This window comes from Brucella sp. IR068 (genome assembly GCF_049065885.1).
Classification (GTDB): Bacteria; Pseudomonadota; Alphaproteobacteria; order Rhizobiales; family Rhizobiaceae; genus Brucella; species Brucella intermedia.
Window position 1 is genome coordinate 22,422 of sequence record NZ_JBAKHE010000014.1, and the last position, 24,498, is coordinate 46,919.

A 24,498-nucleotide genomic window follows, 5' to 3' on the forward strand; every position below is an offset into this window, starting at 1 on the left:
TTTATTGTTCCGCGGGATCGGATCTCACTACACGTTCTACGGAGGGCGACGTGGTGTTGGTATCCGGATTGATGCCGACGCGGCTGTAGGCTTCGTTGAAGACACACAAAACGTCCTTGCCGCGGCGCAGGATGAACTTACTGCTGATCGCGTGAACCATGACTAGATTGCCGTCGACGGATTTCGACACCAGGCTTTCTGAGCCATCCGGGTTTTCGATATAGATTGCCGGCATTTCCTGGTTGCCCACGAAAGCGAAAGTCGTGATCTTGCCGTTATCGTAGACGCTTTGCGGTTCGAGCGACTGGGACCCCTGCGCCGAATAACGCCAGTTACGAGGCCCATAGGCTTCATGGAGGGCCAGCACATCGTCAGCTTCCTCCGCCTGTGCAGCGCGTGCACGTGCTGCAGCTTGCTGTCGTCGCGCGTTTGCTTCATCTGCGGGATACCGGAATTTCAAATAGAAATAGGTGTTCTGACCAACCTCGACGGTCCCGTCACGCGCGGTCAATTCCATCTGGTAGCTGCGAGTGGAACCGTCGCGTCTGGTCGTTACAACGGAAATGTTGGTGACCGGCTGTTTTTCGCGCGGCTTTAGAAACAGAATATTGCCGGCTGGTGCAACTTCCCAGGCGACACTGTTGCCAAGCGCGACATGGGCGATCTCTTCGTCTGCAGCAAACTCAACCTGAACAGAGGATCGTAACGAACCAACGATCCTGGTGATGTTGAAGGGCTGATAATTGACGAAGCGGACGCGGCTATCCTGCGAGGCACTGTGCGGAATCTCGAGTGCATGCCCCGGAAAGGCGGCTCCTGAAAACAGTGCAGATAAAAGGACTGTCTGTCTTATCAATTGATCGCCTCCGGATCCGAACGATATTCGCTAACCGCAAAGCCAAGCGGGTTCACAAGACGATCCGTGGAGGACATGGGTGCATTGGCGTAGGCATAGGTCAGGCTTGCGATCCAGTGTGTCGTCCGGACTTCGTCACCTCGAGTGACGGTGCGCATATAACGCACGGACGCTACGTTCTGATTTATAAGCGAGATTGAAGCGATCCTGATTTTGGTCGTCGCCGCACGCCCATAGATGACTTGCGGCGAATCCGGATTGCTACCGCGATAGTGGCTCGCAAAGCGATCCTGTTCCGCTTGCGTAGAGAGGAGCGCGACAGTCCTGAAATTTGTCTGTGCCTCACTCCAGACATAACCTTCTCGGGCACGAACATATCTCGCGGCAAAATATTTTGTCACCGCTTCATCGTAAGTCCCGGCGGTCGAAGTCAGCGCCGAAACCACATCGACGATACCGGTCGAATTGTCGACACGAACAACGAAAGGCTCCACCGTTTTCAATGGTGTCAACGCAGCGACTGCAAGGATCGAGACGACCGCAACCAGACTTGCTGCCAACGCGATAGACCAGGCCAATCGGTTCGATCGCTCTATCTGGATCATCCGCTCCTGGTCAAAACGGCGCGCTTTTTCGAAGTAGGATTTGAGGCTTTCAGTCGTAACCATCTCCTCACCCCGCGCAAGAACGATGCGATGCAGCGATATCGAGATGGGCAAACGCCGCAGGTTCTTTGCCCTGCTCAACGTAAGGCAATGCTGACATTGATGATCTTGTATCCTGGCGATGGGGTTTCAGGTTTCGGTTTTCATCCCATTCCCACATAGCGCGATTGAGCGGACGGCGGGTCTGGCCATCGCACTTCGGCAAGGGATAGTTCAACGATGCGCAGCCGCCAAGCAATGCGGCCAGCGCAATGGACCAGAAAAATCTGTTCATCGGAAAAGACCTCTTCTTTCGATAAAGTCATGTGTTCGTACCTCTGGGGCCAACCGTTCGGCCCACTAGACGAACAGTGCGTTTAAGGGCGCGCCCGGTACTTCTGGTGCTGCGCGCAAGCATACCCTCATGAGCATCACGCGCCGCGCCGTAACCGTAAGCAAGTGATGCGCCACCCGAAGCGAGGGCGGATGCAATGCCGGGGAGTTGATAGAAGACGTAGAGCGCGGCGATCCCGATTGCGCAAAGGGCAATCGGACGCATGAGGACGTCGGAATAGGCGTTGATGGCAGTAAAGGTGGAATCGATACACGAGATCAGTAACGAACCCACCGCAACGACGAGGACTTGCAGAATGACGAAATTGACGAGTTGGCCGATCCAGGCCTCAGTGAAACGCCGGGTCGACTGAAACAGTGCCAATGCAACGAAGATTGGCCCGATCGCCAGTATGATTGCCAATGCCAGACGCGCATAAAGTGAGACGACATAGCCAATGCCCGCAACCAGAAAGCTCACCGCGATGACCAATATTCCTGCAACGCCTGTAACGATATCGATGGGCCAGGAAGCGCGCGACCAGATGTCGGTGGCGGACGCCTGTCCCTTGTCCAGAAGACTGTCAAAAGTGCTGGAGTCTGGAGCCGTGCCGGAGTTGAGCGCCCCGGCAATTTCATGCGGGAGTACATTAAAGAAAACATTCGTGACGTAGGTCTGGTAATCGCCGGCGTTCTTGACCAGCGTTACGATAATCGCGAGCTTGATCGCCCGAAACACAAATTCGAGGATCGGCTCGCTAACCGAACCCCGCAGTACCAGATAACCATAAAGCACGATGTATAGGGTGACGGCAACGGTCAACGGGCCTGTTATCCATTGTGCGATGTTCGACGTTCCATCCGAAACGAACGTTTCCAGTGGTTGTTTGAACTGCCCGTCGATAAAGTCGAACACCTGATACATCGCATCAATTCCCCAACGTTTCGCGCATCTTGCGCAGCCTTCGTTTTCCGTCGGCCGCTTCGGCGTTCACACAACCTGGCGTGCCGCGCAGATGGCCCGGATCATTGCGGCATTCGGCCAGGATGCGATTGAGCAGCGTCTCGTCCGCCATCAACGTCTCAACGGGAAAGGTTGGATCCTTCTCTTCTGAGCACCCGGTCAGGCAGACAAGGACAGCGATCGAAACAAGCCGTTTCATTGCAATGCAGCCTTCATCGAATCCATACGTTTGCGCCAGTCTTCCGCTTTGCGCTGTTCATCAACCTGTGTCTGCGCGCGTTGCACCATTTGCAGCCCCTCCATTCGGAGCACATCCGTCTGGAGAAAAGCCTGTTCCGCCTGAAGCCGCGCCTGGAGATCAGCGATTTCCTTGGCATCGCCGGCCGAAGATATTCTCTCTCGCAACTCATCGATCCCGTCGATGCGTTTGGTAGCTACGTCGTAGATCTGCTGACCGATACTCATCTGCCCGGCATTACTGTTCTGAATGCGCGATAGCTCCTTTGCGTAGTAATCGTCGGCGTCGGTGCGAAAGTTCGAATTGCCCTCCAGAAACCTTGAGGCAGACTGTCCGATCACGCCTGATCCATCGCCCTTGAACAAGCTTTCAATGGCTGCGAAATCTGGAGGCAGCGCCTTGCGAATGACCGGATCGTTAAGAACGCTGGCAACATCGGCCATGTCGGTCAGTTTGTTGAGCGAACCATAAAGTTGCTGCGCCTGCTCGATCTGCTGATGGAGCGCATCGAGTTGCGATTTCAGTTGCGCGATACTCTCCATGTGCTTGAGGATTGATGTTCTGTCGATGACAGGAATTCCTTCACCACTCGCAGTCCCGGCTGAGAAGATCAGCGCCGCAACAATGGCCACACACCGAATTTTATCCGCAATCATCAGCTTGCACTCCTTCGTTTCTGGAAAAGGGGCATCCAGTTTTCAAGCCCGTCGCCGACTTCACTTCGAATTGCATCTGCAAGTTCGACATTGGCAGTCCGACCGGAAAGAATGGCGAGTTCATCGTCAAAGCCGTTGAGGTTCAATTCGGCGACGACGCTGTTATGACCTTGTTTGAGAACGAAGCGGCGGCTTTCGATGCTGAGTTCGCGTGCGATCAGCTCGTATTCACGTTCTGTCAGTTTGAAACCGTCGACATAGTCGGAATGGCTTCCGCGTGCGTTCGGAAGAAAAATTTGCGTTGGGCACTGCTCTATGATGGTGTGAGCGATCGATGAGTTGATTGCGTCTCGAGGACTTTGCGTCGCAAACAGCATGAGGCCATTTTGCTTGCGGATCGTCTTGAGCTTGTTTTGTGCAAGGTCGAGGAAGGCGACATCCTGTAAAGCCTTCCAGAACTCGTCAATGACGATGACAATGCGCCTACCGTCGATGAGTTGCTCCACGCGGTAGAAAAGATAAGCCATCAAGGGCGAGCGGATTTCCTCATTATCGAGGAAGTCGGTCATGTCATATCCGAGCAGTTTTCCACCAGCCCCAAATTCTGCCAAACCGGTTTCCTCATTGGCATTGTCGAAGACCCATCCAAGAGGCCCTTCCTTTTCCCATCGGCGCAGCCGGGCAGCAATGCCCTCGGGGTTCGTATTGTCGAGGAAAGTCCGGAGTGCACCGATCGTACGTTGTGCCACCGGAAGATCCGCTAACCCATCGATGGCGGTGGCAATGTCGCGCAGTTCGGTGACAGACAACTGCCCCACCAGCTTTCCAATCCAGTCTGCGAGGAAGATCTTGTTTTCTGGCGTCAGGTCGAGTGCCTTAAGTGGCGCACAACCGGTGGGCTTCCCGTTTTTAAGCGGATGATAGGTGCCACCAGCAGCTCGGATGTAGAGATCGGCGCCGCGGTCCTTGTCAAAAAAGATCACGTGCGGATCGTGCTTTTCAAGCTGGGACAGCATGAAATTGAGCAACACGGTCTTGCCCGCGCCCGATGGCCCGCAAATGAAAGCGTTGCCAAGATCACCGTAATGGAAATTGAAATAGTATGGCGAACCGGATGCAGTTTTGAGGAGCGCGACGGCAGCGCCCCATTCGTTGTCGTCCTTCTGGCCTCCTGGATAGGAATGGAACGGCGACAATGCTGCGAAATTCCGCGAGCTGATTGCACCGGAGCGCGCGCGATATCTGAAATTGCCGGGGAGTTGAGACCACCACGCAGCTTCAAGACCAAGGTCTTCGCGCGCAACAACAGCACCGCCATTGGTGAGGCTTGCGCGCGCTTTTGCGAGGTGGTCGCTCAGTTCTTTTACTGACGAGGCAAACGCTGCCAGTGTCAGATGATGCTCGCCGAGAACAAAACGGTTGGATTCCAGATCGTCCATGGCGTCGTCGAGCTCTTCGATCTGCGAAGCAGCCTTGTCACTGCTGCTGAGCATCTGGTTTTGCTTGCGCCCCATAATTGTACGGGCGTCGGCCTTGGAGACGAAGGAAAAGGATTGCGACAAAATCAGTTCGAAGGGGCTAATCAGGACAGCATCCAACATGCCCGGCTTCGTGGTAGCGGGGTATTCCTTGAAGCTCAGCATCCCGGTAAAGCGGCTTTCAGCCTCGTGCCGGATTTCGATTGTCTCCCGACCGAAAATAACACGATCAGAATAGATCGCCGAGGCAATGCGTCCCTCTGTGAGCGGGACCGGCTCCCTTCGTCCGCCGACGAGTTGATGCAAGACCTCGCACGGTTCGGAAAAAAGCAGGCCATCGGCATCGTATAGCGATAACACTCGCGGCTCGAAGCGTTTCAATCCTGCTGTTATGTCGACCACCTTGTCGCGGAGTTGTTTCAGTGCCTCGTGGTCGAATTCGATATCGCCGTTGCGCGCACGGATGAGACGCGAAAGCAGGTTTGCTGCTTTTTCGGCAGGATCGCGCAGGGGTGACCAGACGACCGTCAGATATAGATCGTTTCGAAAAAGATCTTCGCTCACCATTCGCTGGCGATAATTTTCGTTGAGTTGAGCGGAGAATTTCGCATTAAACCGTCCGTCGGGATAGGTCTTGTCACGCCGACGGATCAGATGGGTCCATAGTGCGAGCCGCTCATCGGAAATGTTCTTGTAGAGCGTGTTTATATCGCGGTGCAGAGCGTTGATATCCAGAACATCTGCGGTTTCGAACGAAACGCCTTCAAGTGCAATCATCACCATGAGCGAACGCGAGTTCAAGGCGATTGTCGTTTCATCGACGTGACGCACGTAAGGAATGAAGGTTTCGGGACCGAGCTCCCGGGACTTGAAGATTGCGGTATCAGGCAAGACCGAGATCCCTTTCGTCGAAGCGGCGGGAGAGTCTGAGCGGCGTGATCGAGCCACCACCCCACAGGGAGGTGTTTCGCGACCGGCCACGCGTCTCGACCCAGGCTACGGCGATACGAAACATGTTGTGATCGTGCCTGACGAGCGCACGGAAGATGCAATGAAAAACCACACCTACGAGCGCATAGACGACAGAACCGGCTGCGAGATAGAAAATCGTCGTTGCGATGACGTTCATGCCCATGGCTTCCATGGTGACACCTGCGAACATGGCAGGTCGGGTACAGGCGATGAACAGTGTATCTTCCTCAAGCACAGGCTTTGAGATCGACATTGCCTCAACTCCCGACAATCGTGCTGACAAGCTCGGAAGAACCGGCAATCACGCCGATTCCGATGATCCAGTAGCCAGCCCGACGGAGGTCCATGTAACCGAACATCCAGGCGACTGCGATCAGTATGACCGCGATGGTCGCGATCAACTTGAAGATATTGCCTGTGAGGAGATCGACGATGTTCTGAAGGATGGACTCGATGCCTGCGGCCTGGGCGAAGGCCGGTTCGACCAGGGTTGCGAAAATTATGGTCGTCATAATGGCGGACGTTGCAATCGAGCGCATACGGTAACCATAGGTCATTTTATTCTTCTCCACGCTGGTTCTGGAAAACGAGGACCGACGACTGACGCCTGGACTTGAAGACATCCCAGGAAGGCGCGGTGGCGTCGGAGGTGGCCTTCCGGCCGAGATTCTCTGCGACAGCGTTTGATGTCGCAGCGGCCCATTCTTCGCGCTGTCCATCTTGACTGCTGCCGACACTCAACGTCGCGCTCGTTGATTTTAGCCGTTCGATCTCACGTTGAACCTGGCTGTCATATTCGGCGGATGAACCGGCAGAGATATCTCCGCCACCGTAAAATGACTGAAGCATGATCTTCCCGGCCTCGGTTTCATCGGCACCCGCCTGGACGGCCCGACGATAGGTGCTGTCAAGCAGTGTCGCGGTCGCTTTCAGATTGAGGCACGGATCGAAAGCTTCGGCGATCGTGAGGTTGAGCCTACTGAGGTCATCAAGACCTAATCCCGCGAGACCAAGCTGAATGTCCTGATGCCCGGCGACCAGGGCAGCGGCGACTTCTATCGCCTCGGCTTTTGAGGCCGGCTGCTGCTTTAAAGGGGGGCCGCTATTGATGCGGATGTTAAATGGTTCGAAACGGCTTTCGAGGCTGACAATACCGGCAAGCGTTTCGGTAGCAACGGACGGCGCGCAATTGTGGGCAAGATCGACAAACCATACGGGCATGACTAGAACCACACCCTCTGCTTGCCGACACCGTCGATCGTAACATCAATGTAGTTAGGTTTTTCGCGAACAAGAGGTCGAGCAGTTTTATGGCCCATACACTGACGGTAGCCTTTTTCGTACTGCCATTTGGCATCAACGAACAGGCTATCGTCATTGCGAAGCTGTTCGCTGCGATGTTTGCACAGGCTGCTGTTTACAGCCTGTGCCGAAGTGGAGACGCAAGACACTACGCGTCTGCGATCAGCGTAAGAAACGGTAAGGCGATAACCGTCATTACAATAATACGGTTCGTAGCGAGGACGTGAGCTCTCAAACCCTGCGCTGCTGCAGGTTGGAAACGACTTGCCTCTGGCAAGCCACCACCATAGCTTTTGCACCGGTGGACGGCATTGTGCATATTGCGTGGCCCCACCGGGATTGGATAAGCACAAGATAACTTTACAACCCCAGTCATCGGCACGAGCGTTTTGACTGGAACCGAGATATAATGCACCGAGTCCGAAAACTGCGATGGCACCACGAAAGAGAAAGTTGCTCATGCCTCCTATCCTCCTATTGTTGTTGGGCAAGTTGTCAGAACACGTTTCGCCTCAACTCCATTACTATGCAAATAATCGATAGTTAAAAAAATGGCAAGCAATTTAAGCGAACGATGGCAAAACCAGGCGCTGGCTCTTTTTGGCCTTCGGGAAATTCTGGAAAAACCGATTGAAGATGAATCGCCGCAATCGCGTATCAAACAAATCGGGATGCTGAATGTACTGTACATGATGCATCAGGCTCATGAGCCACTAACCCTTTCATCTATAATGAAAATTACCGGATTGACGCGCGGCGGCGTTATCGAAACGGTCGAACAACTGGTGCAACGTGGCATCCTCACCGAGACGCTTGGGCGCAATTCGATGGGTCGGGGAACGGCGAGACAGTTTGAATTCGCACGCAACGTATTCGAGCATATCCGCTCCACCGGCGCAGAGTAATTTAACTTATAATCATATTATAAGTTAAATGAATTTTGGTCCCGACTATCCATTTGAAGGGCCTATCTTTGATTACTCCTGTCGAAGCAAGAGGGAACGGATTTCTCGATGAAGCTCTCAACGCAGGGCAATAGGGGATCGCCAATCGGAACGCTGACAAATCGGAAGGGCTTCCTTTATGTGACCGATGAGCGACAGCCGCTCACAGTGCGTCGATCATCTCACTTGAACGCGCTTCCTTCTCAAAAATCCAGTCAAACCCCACCTGTGGTCCCCTTTTGCTGAGAGTGAGGCCGATAGTGAGGAGAGATCGTATTCCAACGAAAGTAACAAAGTCCGCCGCCTCCACCCGAAGGTGAAGGCCATTTGTGAAGGGTCGCAGAAACGCGTAACCGTCGCCAAAACCGATGACGCTCTCACGACCAATAATGTCGATCGACACAAATTGTGCACTGAATTCGGTGTGTAGAAATTTGCCTGCCTCATCGGGGTTCGAAACGAGGACGAACGCTTCAGCACGGTGTTTATACGTAAGATTTTTCATCATAGGGCCTGAGTTTTTCACGTTCCGACGCACAGAGCACCTTTCTCCATTACGGTCGCTGAACTGCTTGCACCTCTGCAGTCGCCCTCACTAAACCAACATATCGATCAGTTACTGCTGATCGTCATGCAAGTGAGACGTCGCGGAGCGAACGAGACTTGATAACGCGATGGCTATCGAAACCCTTCTGTGCGGAACCGAGGCAGTTGGGGCTAGCCGTTGTCGACCAGGAGCTCTTTGACTGCGCTACAAAAACTCTCGATCTCATCCGCCTGATGGCTGGCGGTGAGAGAGACACGCAATCCTGCTTCTCCCCTGGCTACCGTTGGGAAGAAAATTGCTGAAGCGTAGAATTTATGTTTCAGAAGTTCCTGAGCACACCCAATTGATGTCATTTCATCGCCGATACGGATAATGCGGATCGGCAGCGTGGATCCCGATTGGGCTGTGGGCATCAGTCTGTCAAAAAGTGCGATATTGTCCTGCAACGCGGCTTGTCGTTGCCCAAGCTCTGGAGATCGATGGATTTCAGCTGAAGCCAACGCTGCACCAATAGCTGCTGTATTGAGTGATGCCGAGAATGCGTGTGCAATTGCATAACGGCGAAACAAACTTTCCTGATGGGCGGTTCCCAGCATCAGCAACCCGCCAGATGCTCCAAATCCTTTGCCCAACGATGTGACGATTATGGTTCGGTCTCCCAGGTTATCGAATTGGGATCTCGCATAACCCTGCCCTTCCTTACCGACAATGGATACTCCATGTGCATCGTCAATGTACAAGAACAAGTCGTATTTTTCTTGCAGCTGTTTCAATTCATCGATGCGCGCGCCGCCTCCCATAGAGTACACGCCATCGCAAATGTATGCGACGTTTCGGTTCTTTTTGCAGATGTCCTCGAGTGCTTCATAGTCGTTGTGCGGTATCGTTTGAACGGCGGTTTCATCGGCCATTGTTTTCTTGTGGTAGGCAAGGGTCGCGTGAGCAAACCGATCGAAAACCATCGTTGGCTTTATACCGCCAGTCAGATGACCAGAAGCAACCAATGGAAGTGCGCTCATGTTAGCGGCCAGAACGGTCGTATAGGTAATTGAACGGGCTTCGAAGAGCTGCGAAAGCGCCTCTTCGAGTTCGCCAAGCTGTGCGAAGTTCAGCCTTGTCCGCGCGCAGGACCAATGTAGGCTACCGTTTTGTCGAACTGCTTCAATGGCTCCCCCGACGATACGTGGGTGATTGTCCAGCCCGAGATAGGAACACCGGACGAAATCAATGACATTGTCGTTGCGACCGAGTAACTGGACCTGGCGCCTTTCTCTCGGGACCGCGTAAAGCGCCATAACACCTTGAAGGTGAGCCGCTTCGAAATGAGAGCCTGCAATATCGATCAACTTCGCAGTATTGCGAGTACCCGTTCCAGATAGACGTTGAGATGAATCAAACGGAATTCTTGGCATCACATCCTCCATTGTGGTGCCAGTATGAAAGCTGGAAGAAATATTATTCGCAACAAAGCAGTTAAGAAGAATTATAGTTTATATTAATTACAATATTTACATTATTATCATTCATAAGTTTATTGTGAAAATTCGAACGCATATCCTGTCGTATGTACTGTTCGGATAAGGTTCTTTCCGGTCAATTTCCATAGCTGACGCCTTAGATTGCCGACATGTACGTCCACCGTTCGCAGTTGGACATAGTGATGCGCGGGCCAACCGATCTTGATGATTTGCTCCCGCTTCATTACCTGTCCTGGTGCGGCAATGAACCCTCGCAGAATTCGAAACTCGGTGGGCGTTAACCTTATTTCCAGACTCCCAAGTCTCAGGATTCTTTCGTCTGGCAGGATATTTAGATCGCCGATATGGACACGTTCACGACGATCAGACGTCAGTGTCTTGCGTTCCAGTGGCATGGATTCCCGTTCGTGTAAAAAGGACAGAACCCGCTCGGGCACGAATGGATGAGGGAAAATTTCGTCAAATCCAGCCTGTAAAAAATCAAGAAAATTCGTCGAATTACAGGGTTTAGTCAGCGCTACGAGAATTATATCTCTGGTGGCGGGGTTTTGTTTGATGGTAGCACAGACATCAAAAATGGGCTCCGTGTTCTCGCTTGTATCAAACAATATCGCATATGGAATTGCTTCCGTTGCGAAGTTCGATGAAGCTTGCAGGTCCATGAGGCTTTGCACGTAACCGCCGACACTGAGAATGTGACTTAGTATGAGGTAGCTCTGTGGGTTCTCTGTGCAGATCGGTACGTTGAGATTCACGATCAATTTTCTCCGATGAGATAAATGTTGCGACAAAGTTTTTACAAGTGCGATAAATTTTAATAAAAATTGCACATTGGTCAACCAAAATAAGTTTGAAAGTCTATTATCGAGAGTTATTATCATATTTTTGTTACATCAAAATTCGGATCGAGTATATTGCACGGCATGCGTCCTTGGCTACGAGTCCGCCGACTACCGGGTCATCTAACCTTTAAGGTTACGCTCCACAGGTGCTTGTAACTCGGGAGATGTTTCCAGCACCGCTGGAGCTTCACGTTTGCGGTCAGTTCAGCACGTTTCGACGAAATTACGACGCCGGAACTACACGGTCCGGCGTCTGTTTGCATACTTTCGCGATGTTCAACCTCGAACCCACATGTTCCATCTTTGCAGTAACACCCTGGCATTCTCGTTGATCCATTTGGCATCTGGAACCACGACGGTGTCTCGAACTTGTATTGCTGTCGGCATGAAACTCCTGGTTTCATCGGACATCATTGCAATCGCTTCCGTACTCGGAGGTGTACAGGCCAAGACATCGCAAGCCTTTGCCTGGGCGATCGGATTCTCGAGCCAGAAAGCTATGAGTTTGAGTGCATTTTCCCGATTTGGCGCTCCCTTCACTAGCGCAATGCGATCGCCAACCAAGAACGATGCTTCATAGGACCAACCGATTGGGCGCCCCTCAGCTTGCAGAGCACGTGCACGGGTAAGCCAGATTTGGCCGAGCGCATATTCGTTGTTGCGAAACCCCTGGACACTTTGATCTCCGCTCTTCCACCATAACGAGACGGCTGGACGGATTTCGTCCAGTTTCTTGAATGCTCGATCAACATCGAGTGGGAAAAGTTCATCGCGTTTCACACCGTCAGCAAGTAGTGCGGCGGCCAGCACGCGCCAGGGATCGTCAAAATTCGGGAATGCCCTGCCTCCTGGAAACTCGGATACATTCCACATATCAGCCCAAGTCCGCGGCTCCCGTCGACCTTCCTTTTCTTTCCGGTAGACGAGCAACGTTGCGGTCGACTGGAGCAAAGCACCGCCCGGCGCACACGCATTCTCGGGCAAATCAGGCCGGTCAGCGAATGCTTTACAAAACTCGCTCAGGTCTTCGGTTACAAGTCGATGAGCCTCGGATTCCGACTGGATTTCTCCATCAAGATAAAGATCCCAGGAAACGTTTCCGGCCTTGACCATTGCTGAGGCTTTCGCCCGCATTTCCGAATTGGTTGCTGATACCATTCTTACGCGAATGCCCGTCTGCTCAGTAAAAGGATCGAACCAGGCTTCTTTTAGGGCGCGATCGTAAGCACCTCCGGTCGATGCGATAACGACCTCATTGGCCGATGTCGCACCGGCGTGCGCACTTATCGCAAGGGTTATCGCCGTGACAGTCATGGATCTGCAGACGAATTCGGTCACTTTATGAATTATCATGATTGTTTCCCCGTTTTTCAGTTTTGTTTGCAGCGTGTAAGCGCGAACGACAATGCGATGAGGCACATCGACACCAGGACGACCACAGTGGAGGCGGCTGCAATGGTCGGTGTCAGATTAAAGTCAATGTCTTCAAACATCTTTCTACCGATCGTCTTGCCGTTGATATCCGAAATGAAGAACGCCACGGTGGCCTCATCGAAAGAGGCCAGAAAGGCGAAGACAAATCCGGCGCCGATACTTGGGGCGATCATCGGCAACGTGATGTGGAAGAACGCTCTGCCACGTCCTGCTCCGCAATTCAGGGCCGCAAGCTCCAATGCTGGGTCGAAGCGCTGTAGAGCCGCTACTACGGTAATCATCACGAATGGAACCGACAGGACTGTGTGACTGACCAGAAATCCCGAAAAGGTTCCGGTCAATTGATGCGGTGCAAAAACCAGATAGAGGGCGACACCCAGAACAATATGCGGAACAATCATCGGGCCGATCGTCAGTACCTGGAAAACCCCTTTGAAGGGTAGCTCGCCTCTAACAAAAGCGAGAGACGCCATGGTTCCCACAACGGTGGAAGTCAGGGCTGTCGCCAAGGCGATTTTCAGACTGAACCATGTTGAAGCCATCCAGTCAGGGTCGCCGAAATATGCAGCGTACCATCTTAACGACAGACCTTGCGGCGGGAATTGCAGGTAATCCGTCTGGCTGAACGACATTGGGACGATTATCAGTGTGGGTAGGATGAGAAACAACAAGATGATACTCACGAAGAAGGCCGCGAACAGTTTCCAGGCGAGATTACCCATGCGCCATCCTTTCAGTGACATTCTTGAAGTCCCGGTCTCCGGTCTCGAACCGATTGTAGGGAACTGATTAATGGACACTTCCGAACCCCTTATTGAGCGCTAGTACTCGTCGGAAGCACGCGACAAAGATAATTGTCATGCCAAGCAACACAGTTGAAAGAGCAGCAGCGAATGGCCAATCCAGAGTCACAGTAGTTTCCTGACCGATCAGCGTTGCCATCAACATGGAATCCGGCCCTCCAACCAGAGCGGGCGTTATGTAAAAGCCGAGCGCCAAAACAAAGCATAGGGTAGCTCCGGCAAAGATCCCGGGAAGACACAAAGGAAATGTGACGACGAAGAAAGCCTTCCAGGGATTTGCGCCTAGGTTCAGAGCAGCTCGATCAAGGTCCTTGGGTATAGCTTTGAGCGCAGCATAGATGGGCAGTACAACGAAAGGCATGAGAACATGTGCCATCGCCAATGTCACCGCTCCTTGCGTGTAAAGAAGCTTGAAGGGTTGTTCAGTTAAACCGACGGCGCTGAGAAACCCGTTCACGATCCCATTCCGCTGCAATAGGACAATCCAGGCATAGGAGCGAACAAGAACCGAAGTCCAGAGCGGAATGAAGACGCAAATCGCCGCTATAATCCCTGCAAGTTTTCCTGCTCTTGCCATGGTCAGAGCGACAGGAAAGCCCAGCACGCATCCAATGGCAGTCACAGCGACCGCAACGCCAACCGTGGAAGCCAGGACATCAAGATAAAGACTTCCCTCAACGATGCGTCCATAGCTTATCGCATCGTCCGAAAAACTAAGAAAGATGAGTCGGCCGATCGGATACATAAAGCCGACGACCAGTAGAATTAATAATGGTAGTACCAGAAACCACGATATTACCGGCGGGTATTGGCGTGCGGATCTTCCTCTAAGGAATGTGTCGAAACCGGAAAACGACGAACTCATGCGGCCAACCTCGTTTCAAGGTCGAAAGTCAGGAGTGAGAGGGTGTCCAAGTTTACACCGACGCGGCTATTCTTTCGCATCACCGGTGACGATGTTGTTGCAGGCAATTGGACACGCAGGTCGATATCTGGAAAAGCGTCTAGCCTTACCAGGACAACTGTGCTCGAACCGATGAAGACGGAAGCCTCAACAGTTCCGGACAGTTGCCCTTTTTTCGGGTCGGAAAAGATGCCGACATGTTCCGGTCTCACGGCTAGCCTGATTTCGGAACCGATAGATTTGTGAGCCAGTTTGGGATGAAGCAGCGCATCAAGTTCCACAGCAACACGTTCGGAGATATCCAGAATGCACTTGCCGTTTTTGTTGCCGCGATAAGTCGCCGGAATAAAATTGATAGAGCCGATGAAGTCGGCAACGAAGGTTCTATTGGGTTCGTTATAGAGTTCGGAGGGAGTACCAACCTGCTGGACGCAGCCATCGTGCATTACCACAATGCGGTCGGACATGGTCAACGCCTCTTCCTGGTCGTGAGTGACGTAGATTACTGTTGCTCCGAGATTCTCCTGAATGCGTTTGATCTCAAACTGCATTGCCTCTCGCAATTTCTTGTCGAGGGCACCGAGCGGTTCGTCCATCAAGATGACGGGCGGAGAAAAAACCAGCGCGCGGGCGACGGCCACACGCTGCTGTTGTCCACCTGACAACTGGTTTGGATAGCGGTCTGCGAAGTCATTGAGTCTGATCAGCTCAAGCATCTCATCGACGCGAGACCGGATATCTTTCTTCGAACCCAGTCGTCGCATTTTCAACGGGAACGCAATATTCTGCCGAACCGTCAGATGGGGGAACAGCGCATATTTCTGGAACACCATGCCGACGTTACGCCGGTTGGGCGGCAGGGTAGTTATATCTACGTCTCCCACAATAATCCTTCCGTTCGTCGGTTGTTCGAAGCCGGCGACCATGGTGAGCAAAGTCGTTTTGCCTGATCCGGACGGTCCGATTATTGAAACGAATTCGCCTGCCCGGATGTCGAGCGTGGTTTCATGGACAGCCCAGGTTTCGCCAAATCTTTTCTGAACGCCAGCAAGCATTAATTTCTGACCGATCAATCTTTCCTCCTCCGGAAACCACTTTGGTATCTGTGCCTTTGCGTTCGGTCCTCGATGCGAAATGCATCATTGACGTTCCAGACGCATAGACGTGCTCATCCAGCTACCGCGTGACTCTATGAGTACGCGCTGCTAAAACCTAAAATGACGCGACAAAAACTTTGCAAAAACTTTATATGGTCATTTTGTTGCATCATAATTCTGATGTGTCAACAGGGATTGAGGCTTAGATGAGCGCGATAAAATTGTCGGACCAGGCCAATGAAGGGCAGGCACCGGGTCTTGGCGACGTCGCATACCGCGAAATGAAGGAGCGCCTGATACGAGGCGAATATAAGCCCGGCAAGAAACTTACGGTCCGAGCCGTAGCGGAAGATCTCGGATTTAGTTCCACCCCTGCGCGGGACGCTATCAACCGGCTCACCGGCGAAGGCGCACTGGTCTATTCGGGACCAAAAACTGTAATCGTACCGGTTTTAAATGAAGACAGTTTGCGCGAGATCACACTAATTCGGCTCGCCCTGGAGGGGCTGGCGGCACAGCTGGCAGTCAACTCGGTTACCAATGAAGATATTGAAAAACTTAAAGATATTCAAAATTATATAAACGATGCACTGGATCGTCGCGCTTACGAGACGGTTTTGCGGCATAACAAGGATTTCCATTTTCATGTGTATGGAATGGCCGGAATGCCTCGGCTTTTATCCATGATCGAAGGGGCTTGGCTTAGGGTTGGCCCATCACTTTACGATCTCTATCCAGAGTTTGCTGAAGAAAAATACGGCGTTCGAAACCACCAGCTAGCCATTGAATCGCTAGAGGACAAGGATGGCGCATCCCTGCGCGCCGCATTCGAGAACGACATTCGGGATGGCTATCGGCGCTTGCGCCAGGCGGCACGAGCGCGCTCCTCGGCGAGATAGTTTTTTGTTGTATGGGCTTGACCTTTCGCATTTTTGTTGCAACAAAATTGTGAAGCTAACGCAAAAGCATTAGCTGATGTGCGTTTTAAAGGCCCAATCAATGATACCTAGTCCGAGAATAAACCGTGGCGATCCGGTGGAGAGAACGGAATCGTCACGTCTTTACGCCCGCAGCCTGCAGGTTTTGCCGCAGGGTGTGTCACGCGTCACGATCGATATCGATCCAACACCGATTTACATTCAACGTGGTGAGGGCGCCTATCTAGTTGATGTGGACGATAACCGTCTTCTGGACCTCAACAACAACTTCACCACGCTTATACACGGGCACGGATTCGAACCGGTTGCGGAAGTGGTTGCGAAGCTTTTGCGTAACGGGACCTGTTTTTCCAACCCGACGGAACACGAGGTCGCACTGGCTGAATTGCTGATCTCGCGGATCCCGGCAATGGAAAAGATTCGCTTTGTCAACAGCGGGACCGAAGCGGTCATGTTTGCAATCAAGGCAGCTCGAGCGTTCACAGGTCGCTCTGCGATCGTTCGCTTTGAGGGAGCTTATCACGGGGGTTACGATTGGGCTGAAACGGGGCAAACCGGCACCTATCCCACCAACGGGTCCGGTCGAAACGTTGCACGACCAGGATACCATGGTGCGCCGTCCAGCCTTGGCGACGATGTGATCGTGATCCAGTTCAATGACAAGGAGGAGATTGTTTCGAAACTCGAAGGCCACGCGCATCGGATAGCCGGTATTTTGATTGATCCGATGCCTAGCCGCGCCGGGCTATTTGCGCCAAGCCAGGGATTTATCGAGGCACTGACAACCTTCACGCAAGAGCATGGCATTCTACTGATCGCCGACGAGGTGTTGAATATCCGGCAAGGTTATAGGGGGGCTTCGGACCGTTACGGTCTTAATCCCGATCTGATAGCAACCGGCAAGATCATCGGTGGTGGCTTTCCAATTGGAGCCATCGGCGGGCGCGCAGAAGTCATGTCGGTCTTCGAAAAGCGGGACGGTAAGCTACCAGTTCCGCAAGGTGGGACATTCTCCGCTAACCCCGTCTCCATGGCTGCAGGTCTTGCTGCTATGAATGCATTGCCACCCGATGCCTTCGCGCGGCTTGAAGAACTAGGAGATGCCTTGCGTTCGCGTCTCTCGCAGATCGCTCAGTCGCGGCAGGCTCCCTATTCGATCACGGGTGCCGCTTCCCTCTTCCGCATTCATTCCAAACGTGAAGCGCCGACTGATTATCGCGCTTCAATCATGTCGCCTGATCAGAACTTGCGCATGCGAGAGCTCACACGGTATTTCGCCCGGAATGGTGTTCTGTTGCCCTTTGGAGCCGCGGCCAGCCTATCCACCCCGATGGGCGAAAAAGAAATCGACCTCATTGCCGCGCTTTTTGATGATTTCCTTGCACAAAACCCCGTACGGGAGGACCATCCATGAAACATGCCGCAATTACAGACAGCGTTGCCGATCGTATCGCACAAGCACTTGTCCGCCATGGTGTGGAGGTGATCTTCGCACAAAGTTTGCCCTCCGCTGTGATTCTTGCAGCCGAAGCCCACGGCATCCGCCAGATCGCCTATCGTCAGGAGAATATGGGCGGAGCGATGGCGGATGGATATGCCCGGGTTTCTGGCAAGGTGAGTGTAGTCGCGGCGCAGAACGGTCCCGCAGCGACGCTGCTTGTTCCGCCACTAGCCGAAGCTTTAAAGGCGAGTATTCCAGTGGTCGCGCTTGTACAGGATGTCGAGCGAAACCAAACGGACAAGAACGCCTTTCAGGATATTGACCAAATCACCCTCTTCCAATCCTGTACAAAATGGGTCCGTCGACTAAATGTAGCCGAGCGCGTCGATGACTACATTGATGCAGCTTTTACCGCCGCGGCAAGTGGGCGAGCGGGACCAGTTGCGCTTTTGTTGCCAGCGGATTTGCTGCGTTGCCCGGCTCCGAAGAGCGATAAGCCGAGAACTGCTTGTCTTGGCTACTGGCCGCTTGACCGGTTTCGTCCATCCGACGACCTCATTCAGACCGCAGCAGATACTATTGCTGAAGCCCGAACCCCGGTTGTGCTGGCTGGCGGCGGTATTCATGCCGGTGGTGCAGCGGCAGCGTTGGCTCGTCTTCAGGAAATAGCCTCCCTTCCTGTATTCACGACGAATATGGGCAAAGGGGTGGTTGACGAATTCCATCCTCTGTCTGCTGGCGTTCTAGGGTCTCTGACTGGCCCTCGTTCGCTAGGCTTCTACAGTCGTCACCTCATGAATGAAGCAGATCTGGTTATCCTTGCCGGAACACGCACCAATCAGAACGGAACTGACAATTGGCAGCAGATTCCTTCTTCGGCTAAAGTCATTCACATTGACATCGATGCCGGAGAGATCGGACGCAATTACGAGGCATTGCGTTTGCACGGCGATGCACGCGAAACGCTCGCGGCCTTGTGCGAAACATTGTCTAAACGAGACTTCCTTCGGCGCAGTATGCCTCGCCTCAATTACGAAGAAAGAATTGCCGGTTTCTGGGCGGAATATGATGAAGCTCGCCGACCAGTTCTTGATGACCGATCAGGCGCCATGCGGCCTGAGCGCGTTATGCAGGAATTGCAGCCCTGGCTCGACCACGACGTGACAGTCGTGGCGGATGCGAGCTATTCGTCCATGTGGGTTGTCGGTCAGTTGCGCTGTCGCAAGGTCGGCACGAGATTCATTACACCGCGCGGGCTCGCTGGCCTTGGATGGGGTCTACCGCTAGCGATGGGGGCAAAGGCCGCTCATCCTGACAAGCCGGTGGTTGCCATTGTGGGAGACGGTGGATTTGCGCATAGCTGGGCGGAACTGGAAACGATGATGCGTATGCAGTTACCCGTAACTGTCGTCCTCTTGAATAATGGCGTGCTAGGCTTCCAGAAAGATGCGGAAACCGTAAAATTCGGCCGCTATACAACGGCGTGCCATTTTGCACCAGTCGATCACGCGGGGGTCGCTTCAGCGTGCGGATGTCGATCTGCCACCGTCGATAATGCTGCTGACTTATCGGAGCAGCTACGTCTGAGTATTGAAAGCGGTAACCCCTCGCTCATCGAAGTTATTACCGATCACGACGCTCATCCTCCGCTTTCTCTTTTTGCGGCAATGGATCAGGCAGCATGACGGCTGGAGCGCGGGAGCGTATAGCAGTCGTAACCGGGGGCAGCTCAGGCATTGGGCTGTCAACGGTTAGACGATTGGCTAGCGAAGGCTACAAAGTAGCGTTTTTCGGGCAGACACCTCAGCGAGTCTCTGCGGCTGGCGAAATGCTCATTTCGCAGTTCGGGGAAGATGCCATCTTTTATCGAAGTGTAGACATAAATGAGGCGACAGCAATTGTCGGCTTTTTCGATGAGGTGCGAAGCTATTGGGGTCCGCCAGATACGCTGATCTGTAATGCGGGCGTATCGCCCAAAGCCAAGGACGGCAAAGCTGCAGCGTTTGTCGAAACGTCGATCGAGGAATGGAACGCAGTCCTTTCAACCAATTTGATCGGAGCTGTCCTTTGTTGCCAACGCGTTTTACCGGATTTGATCAAACGGCGTTTCGGGAGAATTGTTTTAGTTGGCTCTATTGCTGGCAGGACGTTACCCAGGCTCGCTGGCAGCGCTTATACCGCATCAAAAACTGCGCTATCGGGTTGTCTTCGTTCTCTCGTGTCTACGCTTGGCGGGACCGGAGTTACAGCCAATATTGTTGCGCCGGGACATATCGTGACCGAAATGACTGGCCCGATTGATTCCGATTCAAATCGTGATGCCCTTTCGCGTATTCCGGTCGGTCGGTTGGGAAACCCTGACGACGTAGCAACAGTGATCGCATTCCTGGCGTCGGAAAACGCCGGCTTCATCAATGGCGCAACGATCGATGTAAACGGGGGAGAATACGTTTCACCCTAATAGCACTTCAGCAGGACGATGAATGTTATGTCGAAGGTTCTTATAAAGACATCTGACGCGCAATTGTTTTTGATGCTTCGTCATCTGCTCTCAGTTGAAGGGTTTGATGCTGATCTCTTATCAGAGCTAAAAGCATTGACGACTTCCGAGATAGGTGCCGAACAGAGCCCAAGCGCGTTGATATTGGATAGTGGCGATGCTGGCCTTTGCGAGTTCGCTCACCTCAGGAGGAAGCTTCCAGGTCTCGCGTTGGTTCTGCTGGCAAAGGATGATATCGATACTGGACTACAGATCAATGAACAATTGGATCTGGTCATGAAACCTCCGTTCGATCCACTTGTTTTGCTGGGATTTCTCCAAAGGTACCGAGGCAATTTCGCTACTACGGATGCCACGAAGGTTGTTTTGACCTATAGCGATCTATTGCTGAACCCTATGCAGTTCAGGGTGTTTCGCAGCGGCCTTCGCGTCGATCTCACACCGTTGCAGTTCCGTTTACTTGAAGCACTCATGCAAAAGCCTGAAATTGTATGGAGCAGGCAAGAGCTTATCGACGCTGTATGGGGTCAAGGAGCTATCGTCGAGCCCCGTACGGTCGACATTCATATCGGACATATCCGCCGCGCATTGGCGCGGTATGGTCCAAACCTGGTCAGAACTGTGCAGGGTCGGGGCTACGCCCTCGATCGGTCGGCAGACCCGTTACAGTGAGTTTCAATTCATGAGGCGCTGAAAAATCCGCGTCCAGAACTGAAAATTACGCTGATCGTCTTCGAACCAGGCGTCGAGCGCAAAAAGCGCGGCAGCTGTGGGGGCCGTGTCTGCATAGATTCGCCTCGTGGCATCCACAATCAGACTGTCTTCCGCGCCATAACGGATAGCATCCTGCTGCAAAAGTTCCCGGGCGGCTCTCACATTCGAAATTTGCAACACAAGCATTCCTCCTGCGCCCGGCGGAGGGTTCAATGAATAGAGCCGGACGTTGTGGAGACCGCATGACGGCTTTTTTTAACAGCAATCGCTGTATCGTCGTCCCTAGCATGTGTTGCATTGAGAATGCACCCTTTTGTAACAGAATCAAATAGTTGTGGCAACAGTCGGATATAAGGTTTAGATAGAATTCTAGATATTTCGAGGAGTGCATCAACAAAGGAAAATAAGCGCTGTAGGATCGATGGAGAGACCTCCTATCTCGTCGGCAGAACCGCATAGGAATAAAATCTCGCAAACTTTGCAAAGGCTTTCTTGATCGACGTCGTTGAATTTTGCAATTTAAGCCAACACTCGAAATAGTTCGCCCTTACTTTTGACCGACAGGTGCGCCCGTGCTGATGAAAGACCGTATTGATCACTTGCCTCACGTAAAGCAGCGTGAGTTGCAGCGCGTGCTGGAAGTTATCTTCGAGGAATTCGAGGATGCGCTCAAGGAAGGCTCGGCTGAGTTCAAGAAGCGCGGTCGTATCGTCAAGGCCATTTTGTTCGGATCGTATGCGCGCGGCACACAGGTGGATGAACCGCATACCGGCAAAGGCTATCGTTCTGATTTTGACCTGCTGATTATCGTCAACAATCGTAAGCTGGCGGACTTTGAGTTCTGGCGAAAAACCGAAGACCGGCTTATGCGCCTGCGTGATGTGCAGACTCCGGTAAACTTCATTGTCCATTCTTTGCGTGAGGTGAACACGCGGATCAAGGAAGGGCGATATTTCTTCACTGACATCCGCAAAGAAGGTATTGTACTTTACGAACTTGATCCTGAGCCGCTCGCCCAACCCGGTATTCTCAATCCGGAAGACGCCCATCGTATTGCAAGAGAATATTTTGATGATCGGCTACCGCATGCAAGAGTTTTTGCAAAAACTGCGGGGTACCTTCTGGAGGAAGGCGACATTAAAGAAGCAACATTCATCCTTCATCAGGCGATAGAACAGGCTTATTCCACCTTTCTATTGGTAACAACAAATTACTCGCCGTCTTCGCACAACCTGAAATTCCTGCGTCGGCTCTCTGAAGGGCAACGCAGTGAACTGGCCAAGGCATGGCCGCAAGATCAACAGCGTTACAAAGCGTGGTTCAATATCGTCAATGAAGCTTACGTGAAGGCGCGGTATTCTCCGCATTTTGATATCACCGAGGAAGCACTGCGATGGCTTCTGAAGCAAGCGAACGCGCTCATCGACGAAATCGAGAAGATATGTGCCGTTCAATTGAAGAAAATGAGCGAAGCGCGATAAAAGCACAACCTAATCGCCTCAAAGGGAAATGAACCGCCAACCTGCTCCTCTCCATCGCCGAATTGGGGCCAGAAGCGGGCGATCTGGTTCAGCCAAAGAACGTTGACAAGCGGCCATCATTAGCACAACCGCCTCATTGCCAGTCAGAATCCGCCAAATGGCCGGCCGCTGATAATGCAACTGCCCGGCCAACGGATGCGAAGGCATTATTAAGCACCATAAGTATATAAAGCGCCGGATAAGTGCACCCGGCGCCGGCCATCAAAGCAGGCCTTATTTCGCGTCCACGATTTCTTTTGGAAGCGGTGTACCATGATACTTTTGGTAGATCTCAATCGCAGCGCCTGCGCCGGATATCTACCGTAAACTGAAAGGGTTTGCGTCGTCGGAAGTGCCACTGTCTGGCACCCTAATGAACTCAAGTAAATGCGGGAACGGCTTCGTGTTCCATCCTATTTGAGACCGTCGATTAATGTCGGGATCAGTTCCGAAACAGTTGGATGTACGGGCACAGCCCATTTTAAGTCTCTATAGGAAACGCGTGCGTTCATGGCGTCGATGATACCATGAATAGCTTCGTCACCCTCGATACCTAGAATTGACGCGCCAAGTATCTGGCCCGTCACGGCATCAGCAACAAGTTTCATGAAACCTTGCGTTTCAGCACGTTCGATTGCGCGACCGACCCGGCTCATTGGCCGTACGGAAACCAGAATGTCTTTGCCGGATGCGCGTGCATCTCGCTCGGTCATACCAACCCGGCCGAGCGGTGGGTCAATATAGAGCGCATAGGCGGGAATGCGGTCGCTCACCTTTCTGTCCGCCCCATCCAACAGGTTTGCCGCCACGATTTCGAAATCATTATAGGAAGTGTGTGTGAATGCTCCCCGTCCGTTGCAGTCACCCAGTGCCCAGATACCATCGACGTTGGTCGACAGCGTATCATCCGTAACGATGAAGCCGCGTTTGTCCATTTGCACGTCTGTGGTGTCCAGGCCAAGATCGTCGGTATTGGGCTTTCGTCCAGTCGCGATCAGTATGTCACTGCCGAGAACCACGTCATGATCCGTGGTCACTTCAATATCCGACCCTTTGTTGGCAAATGAAACGATGTTGGTATTCGTGCACACAGTAATGCCCTCGTTTTCGAGAACATTTGCGATAGCGTCCGACACGTCATCATCCTCGCGTGGGGCAAGGCGGGGGCCGCGCTCGATAATGGTGACTTGGGCGCCAAATCGGCGATACATCTGCGCAAATTCAAGCCCAATATAACTACCGCCAATGACCACGAGATGATGTGGTAGCCTATCGAGCTTGATGATCGACGTACTAGTGAGATAGGGCACTTTATTAATGCCCGGAAAATCGGGGATGACGGGGCGCGCTCCGACATTGAGGAATATCTCGGGCGCTGTCATCCTCTCGCCATTGACGCATACCGTAGTTGCGTTTTCGAACCGTGCCTGTCCTTGTATGACAGTCAACGTATCGAGTCCGTCGAACCACGTTTTGAGATTGTTGCGCGCGTTCAATATGACTTTCTCGGCTCTTGCCTGAACGGTTTTCATATCAATGCCGACGGGCCCGACGATTGTCACACCGAATTCCGCTGCTCGGCTGGCGACATGCGCGGCTCTAGCGCTTGCGACCAGCGTCTTGGTCGGCATGCATCCGGCATTGACGCAAGTGCCACCGAGGTATTTTCGTTCAATAAGCGCGACCTTGCGACCCTGAGCTGCCATGCGAGCAGCAAGAAAAGGCCCCGCTTGGCCTGCGCCGATGAATATGGCGTCGAATGTCTTCATAACACAGCTCCACGATCAGGAACACGATGGTATCTAAGAGCGCAGCAAGTCGGTCCAGCCCGCAGGCTTTTGTAGCAAACCATGCAAATTGAGTGTGATGTTTCTATGGCCTGTGCCAAGTCTC

The 24,498-nt window shown here is 52.8% G+C and carries 27 protein-coding genes; 7 read left to right on the forward strand and 20 right to left on the reverse strand.

Annotation, left to right across the window (positions count from 1 at the left end; translation table 11 throughout):
- Position 1: 1 nt before the first annotated feature.
- From virB9 to ACOWVS_RS19290, 11 genes are read right to left on the reverse strand one after another with little or no spacing between them, the layout of a single operon-like run.
- Entirely contained in the window at positions 2–856 is an 855-nt protein-coding gene (gene virB9 / locus ACOWVS_RS19240; protein ID WP_006468255.1) for a P-type conjugative transfer protein VirB9, read from the reverse strand.
- Complete coding sequence (locus ACOWVS_RS19245; RefSeq protein ID WP_006468254.1) at positions 853–1,524, reverse strand: virB8 family protein; 672 nt, start codon at positions 1,522–1,524, stop codon at positions 853–855. The genes virB9 and ACOWVS_RS19245 overlap by 4 nt, the downstream gene beginning before the upstream one ends.
- Before the next feature lie 4 nt (positions 1,525–1,528).
- On the reverse strand, positions 1,529–1,795 hold the full coding sequence (locus tag ACOWVS_RS19250) for a hypothetical protein (protein WP_006468253.1): 267 nt from the start codon (positions 1,793–1,795) through the stop codon (positions 1,529–1,531).
- Between the two features lie 27 nt (positions 1,796–1,822).
- Positions 1,823–2,758, reverse strand: a complete 936-nt coding sequence (locus ACOWVS_RS19255) for a type IV secretion system protein (protein ID WP_006468252.1) — start codon at positions 2,756–2,758, stop codon at positions 1,823–1,825.
- 4 nt (positions 2,759–2,762) lie between these two features.
- Complete coding sequence (locus tag ACOWVS_RS19260) at positions 2,763–2,996, reverse strand: EexN family lipoprotein (protein ID WP_006468251.1); 234 nt, start codon at positions 2,994–2,996, stop codon at positions 2,763–2,765.
- Positions 2,993–3,691, reverse strand: a complete 699-nt coding sequence (gene virB5, locus ACOWVS_RS19265) for a P-type DNA transfer protein VirB5 (RefSeq protein WP_006468250.1) — start codon at positions 3,689–3,691, stop codon at positions 2,993–2,995. The genes ACOWVS_RS19260 and virB5 overlap by 4 nt, the downstream gene beginning before the upstream one ends.
- The gene (locus ACOWVS_RS19270) at positions 3,691–6,060 is read right to left on the reverse strand and encodes a VirB4 family type IV secretion/conjugal transfer ATPase (RefSeq protein WP_006468249.1); all 2,370 of its coding nucleotides are present in this window, start codon (positions 6,058–6,060) and stop codon (positions 3,691–3,693) included. Before ACOWVS_RS19270 ends, virB5 begins: the two co-directional genes overlap by 1 nt.
- Positions 6,053–6,394 carry a type IV secretion system protein VirB3 gene (locus ACOWVS_RS19275; protein ID WP_006468248.1) on the reverse strand — a complete coding sequence of 114 codons (342 nt, stop codon included), beginning with the start codon at positions 6,392–6,394 and terminating at the stop codon, positions 6,053–6,055. Before ACOWVS_RS19275 ends, ACOWVS_RS19270 begins: the two co-directional genes overlap by 8 nt.
- A gap of 4 nt (positions 6,395–6,398) precedes the next feature.
- Positions 6,399–6,698, reverse strand: a complete 300-nt coding sequence (locus ACOWVS_RS19280) for a TrbC/VirB2 family protein (protein WP_006472033.1) — start codon at positions 6,696–6,698, stop codon at positions 6,399–6,401.
- Position 6,699: 1 nt separating this feature from the next.
- Positions 6,700–7,362: a lytic transglycosylase domain-containing protein gene (locus tag ACOWVS_RS19285; RefSeq protein WP_006472032.1), complete on the reverse strand. Its 663-nt coding sequence runs from the start codon at positions 7,360–7,362 to the stop codon at positions 6,700–6,702.
- A 2-nt stretch (positions 7,363–7,364) separates the two neighbouring features.
- A complete protein-coding gene (locus ACOWVS_RS19290; RefSeq protein WP_075042411.1) occupies positions 7,365–7,904 on the reverse strand; it encodes a hypothetical protein in 540 nt (179 codons plus the stop codon).
- A 90-nt stretch (positions 7,905–7,994) separates the two neighbouring features.
- Between ACOWVS_RS19290 and ACOWVS_RS19295 the strand changes: the two genes are divergently transcribed.
- Positions 7,995–8,348, forward strand: a complete 354-nt coding sequence (locus ACOWVS_RS19295; protein ID WP_006468244.1) for a hypothetical protein — start codon at positions 7,995–7,997, stop codon at positions 8,346–8,348.
- Between the two features lie 202 nt (positions 8,349–8,550).
- Here ACOWVS_RS19295 and ACOWVS_RS19300 read toward each other — a convergent pair whose 3' ends face one another.
- From ACOWVS_RS19300 to ACOWVS_RS19330, 7 genes are all read right to left on the reverse strand, one after another.
- Positions 8,551–8,895, reverse strand: a complete 345-nt coding sequence (locus ACOWVS_RS19300; protein ID WP_006472031.1) for a hypothetical protein — start codon at positions 8,893–8,895, stop codon at positions 8,551–8,553.
- A 209-nt stretch (positions 8,896–9,104) separates the two neighbouring features.
- A complete protein-coding gene (locus ACOWVS_RS19305; RefSeq protein WP_006472030.1) occupies positions 9,105–10,346 on the reverse strand; it encodes an aminotransferase class I/II-fold pyridoxal phosphate-dependent enzyme in 1,242 nt (413 codons plus the stop codon).
- Between the two features lie 119 nt (positions 10,347–10,465).
- Entirely contained in the window at positions 10,466–11,167 is a 702-nt protein-coding gene (locus tag ACOWVS_RS19310; RefSeq protein WP_247644467.1) for a winged helix-turn-helix domain-containing protein, read from the reverse strand.
- Between the two features lie 363 nt (positions 11,168–11,530).
- Positions 11,531–12,568: an ABC transporter substrate-binding protein gene (locus tag ACOWVS_RS19315; protein WP_050791035.1), complete on the reverse strand. Its 1,038-nt coding sequence runs from the start codon at positions 12,566–12,568 to the stop codon at positions 11,531–11,533.
- Positions 12,569–12,624: 56 nt separating this feature from the next.
- Positions 12,625–13,410: an ABC transporter permease gene (locus ACOWVS_RS19320; RefSeq protein WP_006472027.1), complete on the reverse strand. Its 786-nt coding sequence runs from the start codon at positions 13,408–13,410 to the stop codon at positions 12,625–12,627.
- A 67-nt stretch (positions 13,411–13,477) separates the two neighbouring features.
- Positions 13,478–14,356, reverse strand: coding sequence for an ABC transporter permease (locus ACOWVS_RS19325; protein WP_006468238.1), 879 nt, complete (start codon positions 14,354–14,356; stop codon positions 13,478–13,480).
- Entirely contained in the window at positions 14,353–15,468 is a 1,116-nt protein-coding gene (locus ACOWVS_RS19330) for an ABC transporter ATP-binding protein (RefSeq protein WP_006468237.1), read from the reverse strand. Before ACOWVS_RS19330 ends, ACOWVS_RS19325 begins: the two co-directional genes overlap by 4 nt.
- A gap of 230 nt (positions 15,469–15,698) precedes the next feature.
- Here ACOWVS_RS19330 and ACOWVS_RS19335 point away from each other — a divergent pair, with 230 nt between their 5' ends.
- From ACOWVS_RS19335 to ACOWVS_RS19355, 5 genes are all read left to right on the forward strand, one after another.
- The gene (locus ACOWVS_RS19335; RefSeq protein ID WP_006468236.1) at positions 15,699–16,391 is read left to right on the forward strand and encodes a GntR family transcriptional regulator; all 693 of its coding nucleotides are present in this window, start codon (positions 15,699–15,701) and stop codon (positions 16,389–16,391) included.
- Between the two features lie 100 nt (positions 16,392–16,491).
- Complete coding sequence (locus ACOWVS_RS19340; RefSeq protein ID WP_050791020.1) at positions 16,492–17,844, forward strand: aspartate aminotransferase family protein; 1,353 nt, start codon at positions 16,492–16,494, stop codon at positions 17,842–17,844.
- Positions 17,841–19,556 (forward strand): acetolactate synthase catalytic subunit, encoded by a 1,716-nt coding sequence (locus ACOWVS_RS19345; protein ID WP_006468234.1) that lies wholly within the window; start codon positions 17,841–17,843, stop codon positions 19,554–19,556. Before ACOWVS_RS19340 ends, ACOWVS_RS19345 begins: the two co-directional genes overlap by 4 nt.
- Positions 19,553–20,332: a 3-oxoacyl-ACP reductase FabG gene (gene fabG / locus ACOWVS_RS19350; RefSeq protein WP_006468233.1), complete on the forward strand. Its 780-nt coding sequence runs from the start codon at positions 19,553–19,555 to the stop codon at positions 20,330–20,332. Before ACOWVS_RS19345 ends, fabG begins: the two co-directional genes overlap by 4 nt.
- A gap of 27 nt (positions 20,333–20,359) precedes the next feature.
- Positions 20,360–21,043 carry a winged helix-turn-helix transcriptional regulator gene (locus ACOWVS_RS19355; RefSeq protein WP_235691669.1) on the forward strand — a complete coding sequence of 228 codons (684 nt, stop codon included), beginning with the start codon at positions 20,360–20,362 and terminating at the stop codon, positions 21,041–21,043.
- A gap of 3 nt (positions 21,044–21,046) precedes the next feature.
- Here ACOWVS_RS19355 and ACOWVS_RS19360 read toward each other — a convergent pair whose 3' ends face one another.
- Positions 21,047–21,271, reverse strand: a complete 225-nt coding sequence (locus ACOWVS_RS19360; protein ID WP_006472023.1) for a hypothetical protein — start codon at positions 21,269–21,271, stop codon at positions 21,047–21,049.
- 392 nt (positions 21,272–21,663) lie between these two features.
- Here ACOWVS_RS19360 and ACOWVS_RS19365 point away from each other — a divergent pair, with 392 nt between their 5' ends.
- Entirely contained in the window at positions 21,664–22,566 is a 903-nt protein-coding gene (locus tag ACOWVS_RS19365; RefSeq protein WP_031346149.1) for a nucleotidyltransferase and HEPN domain-containing protein, read from the forward strand.
- A 452-nt stretch (positions 22,567–23,018) separates the two neighbouring features.
- Here the strand turns inward: ACOWVS_RS19365 and ACOWVS_RS19370 are convergent, their stop codons facing one another.
- Complete coding sequence (locus tag ACOWVS_RS19370) at positions 23,019–24,374, reverse strand: FAD-containing oxidoreductase (RefSeq protein ID WP_006468229.1); 1,356 nt, start codon at positions 24,372–24,374, stop codon at positions 23,019–23,021.
- Positions 24,375–24,498: the final 124 nt, after the last annotated feature.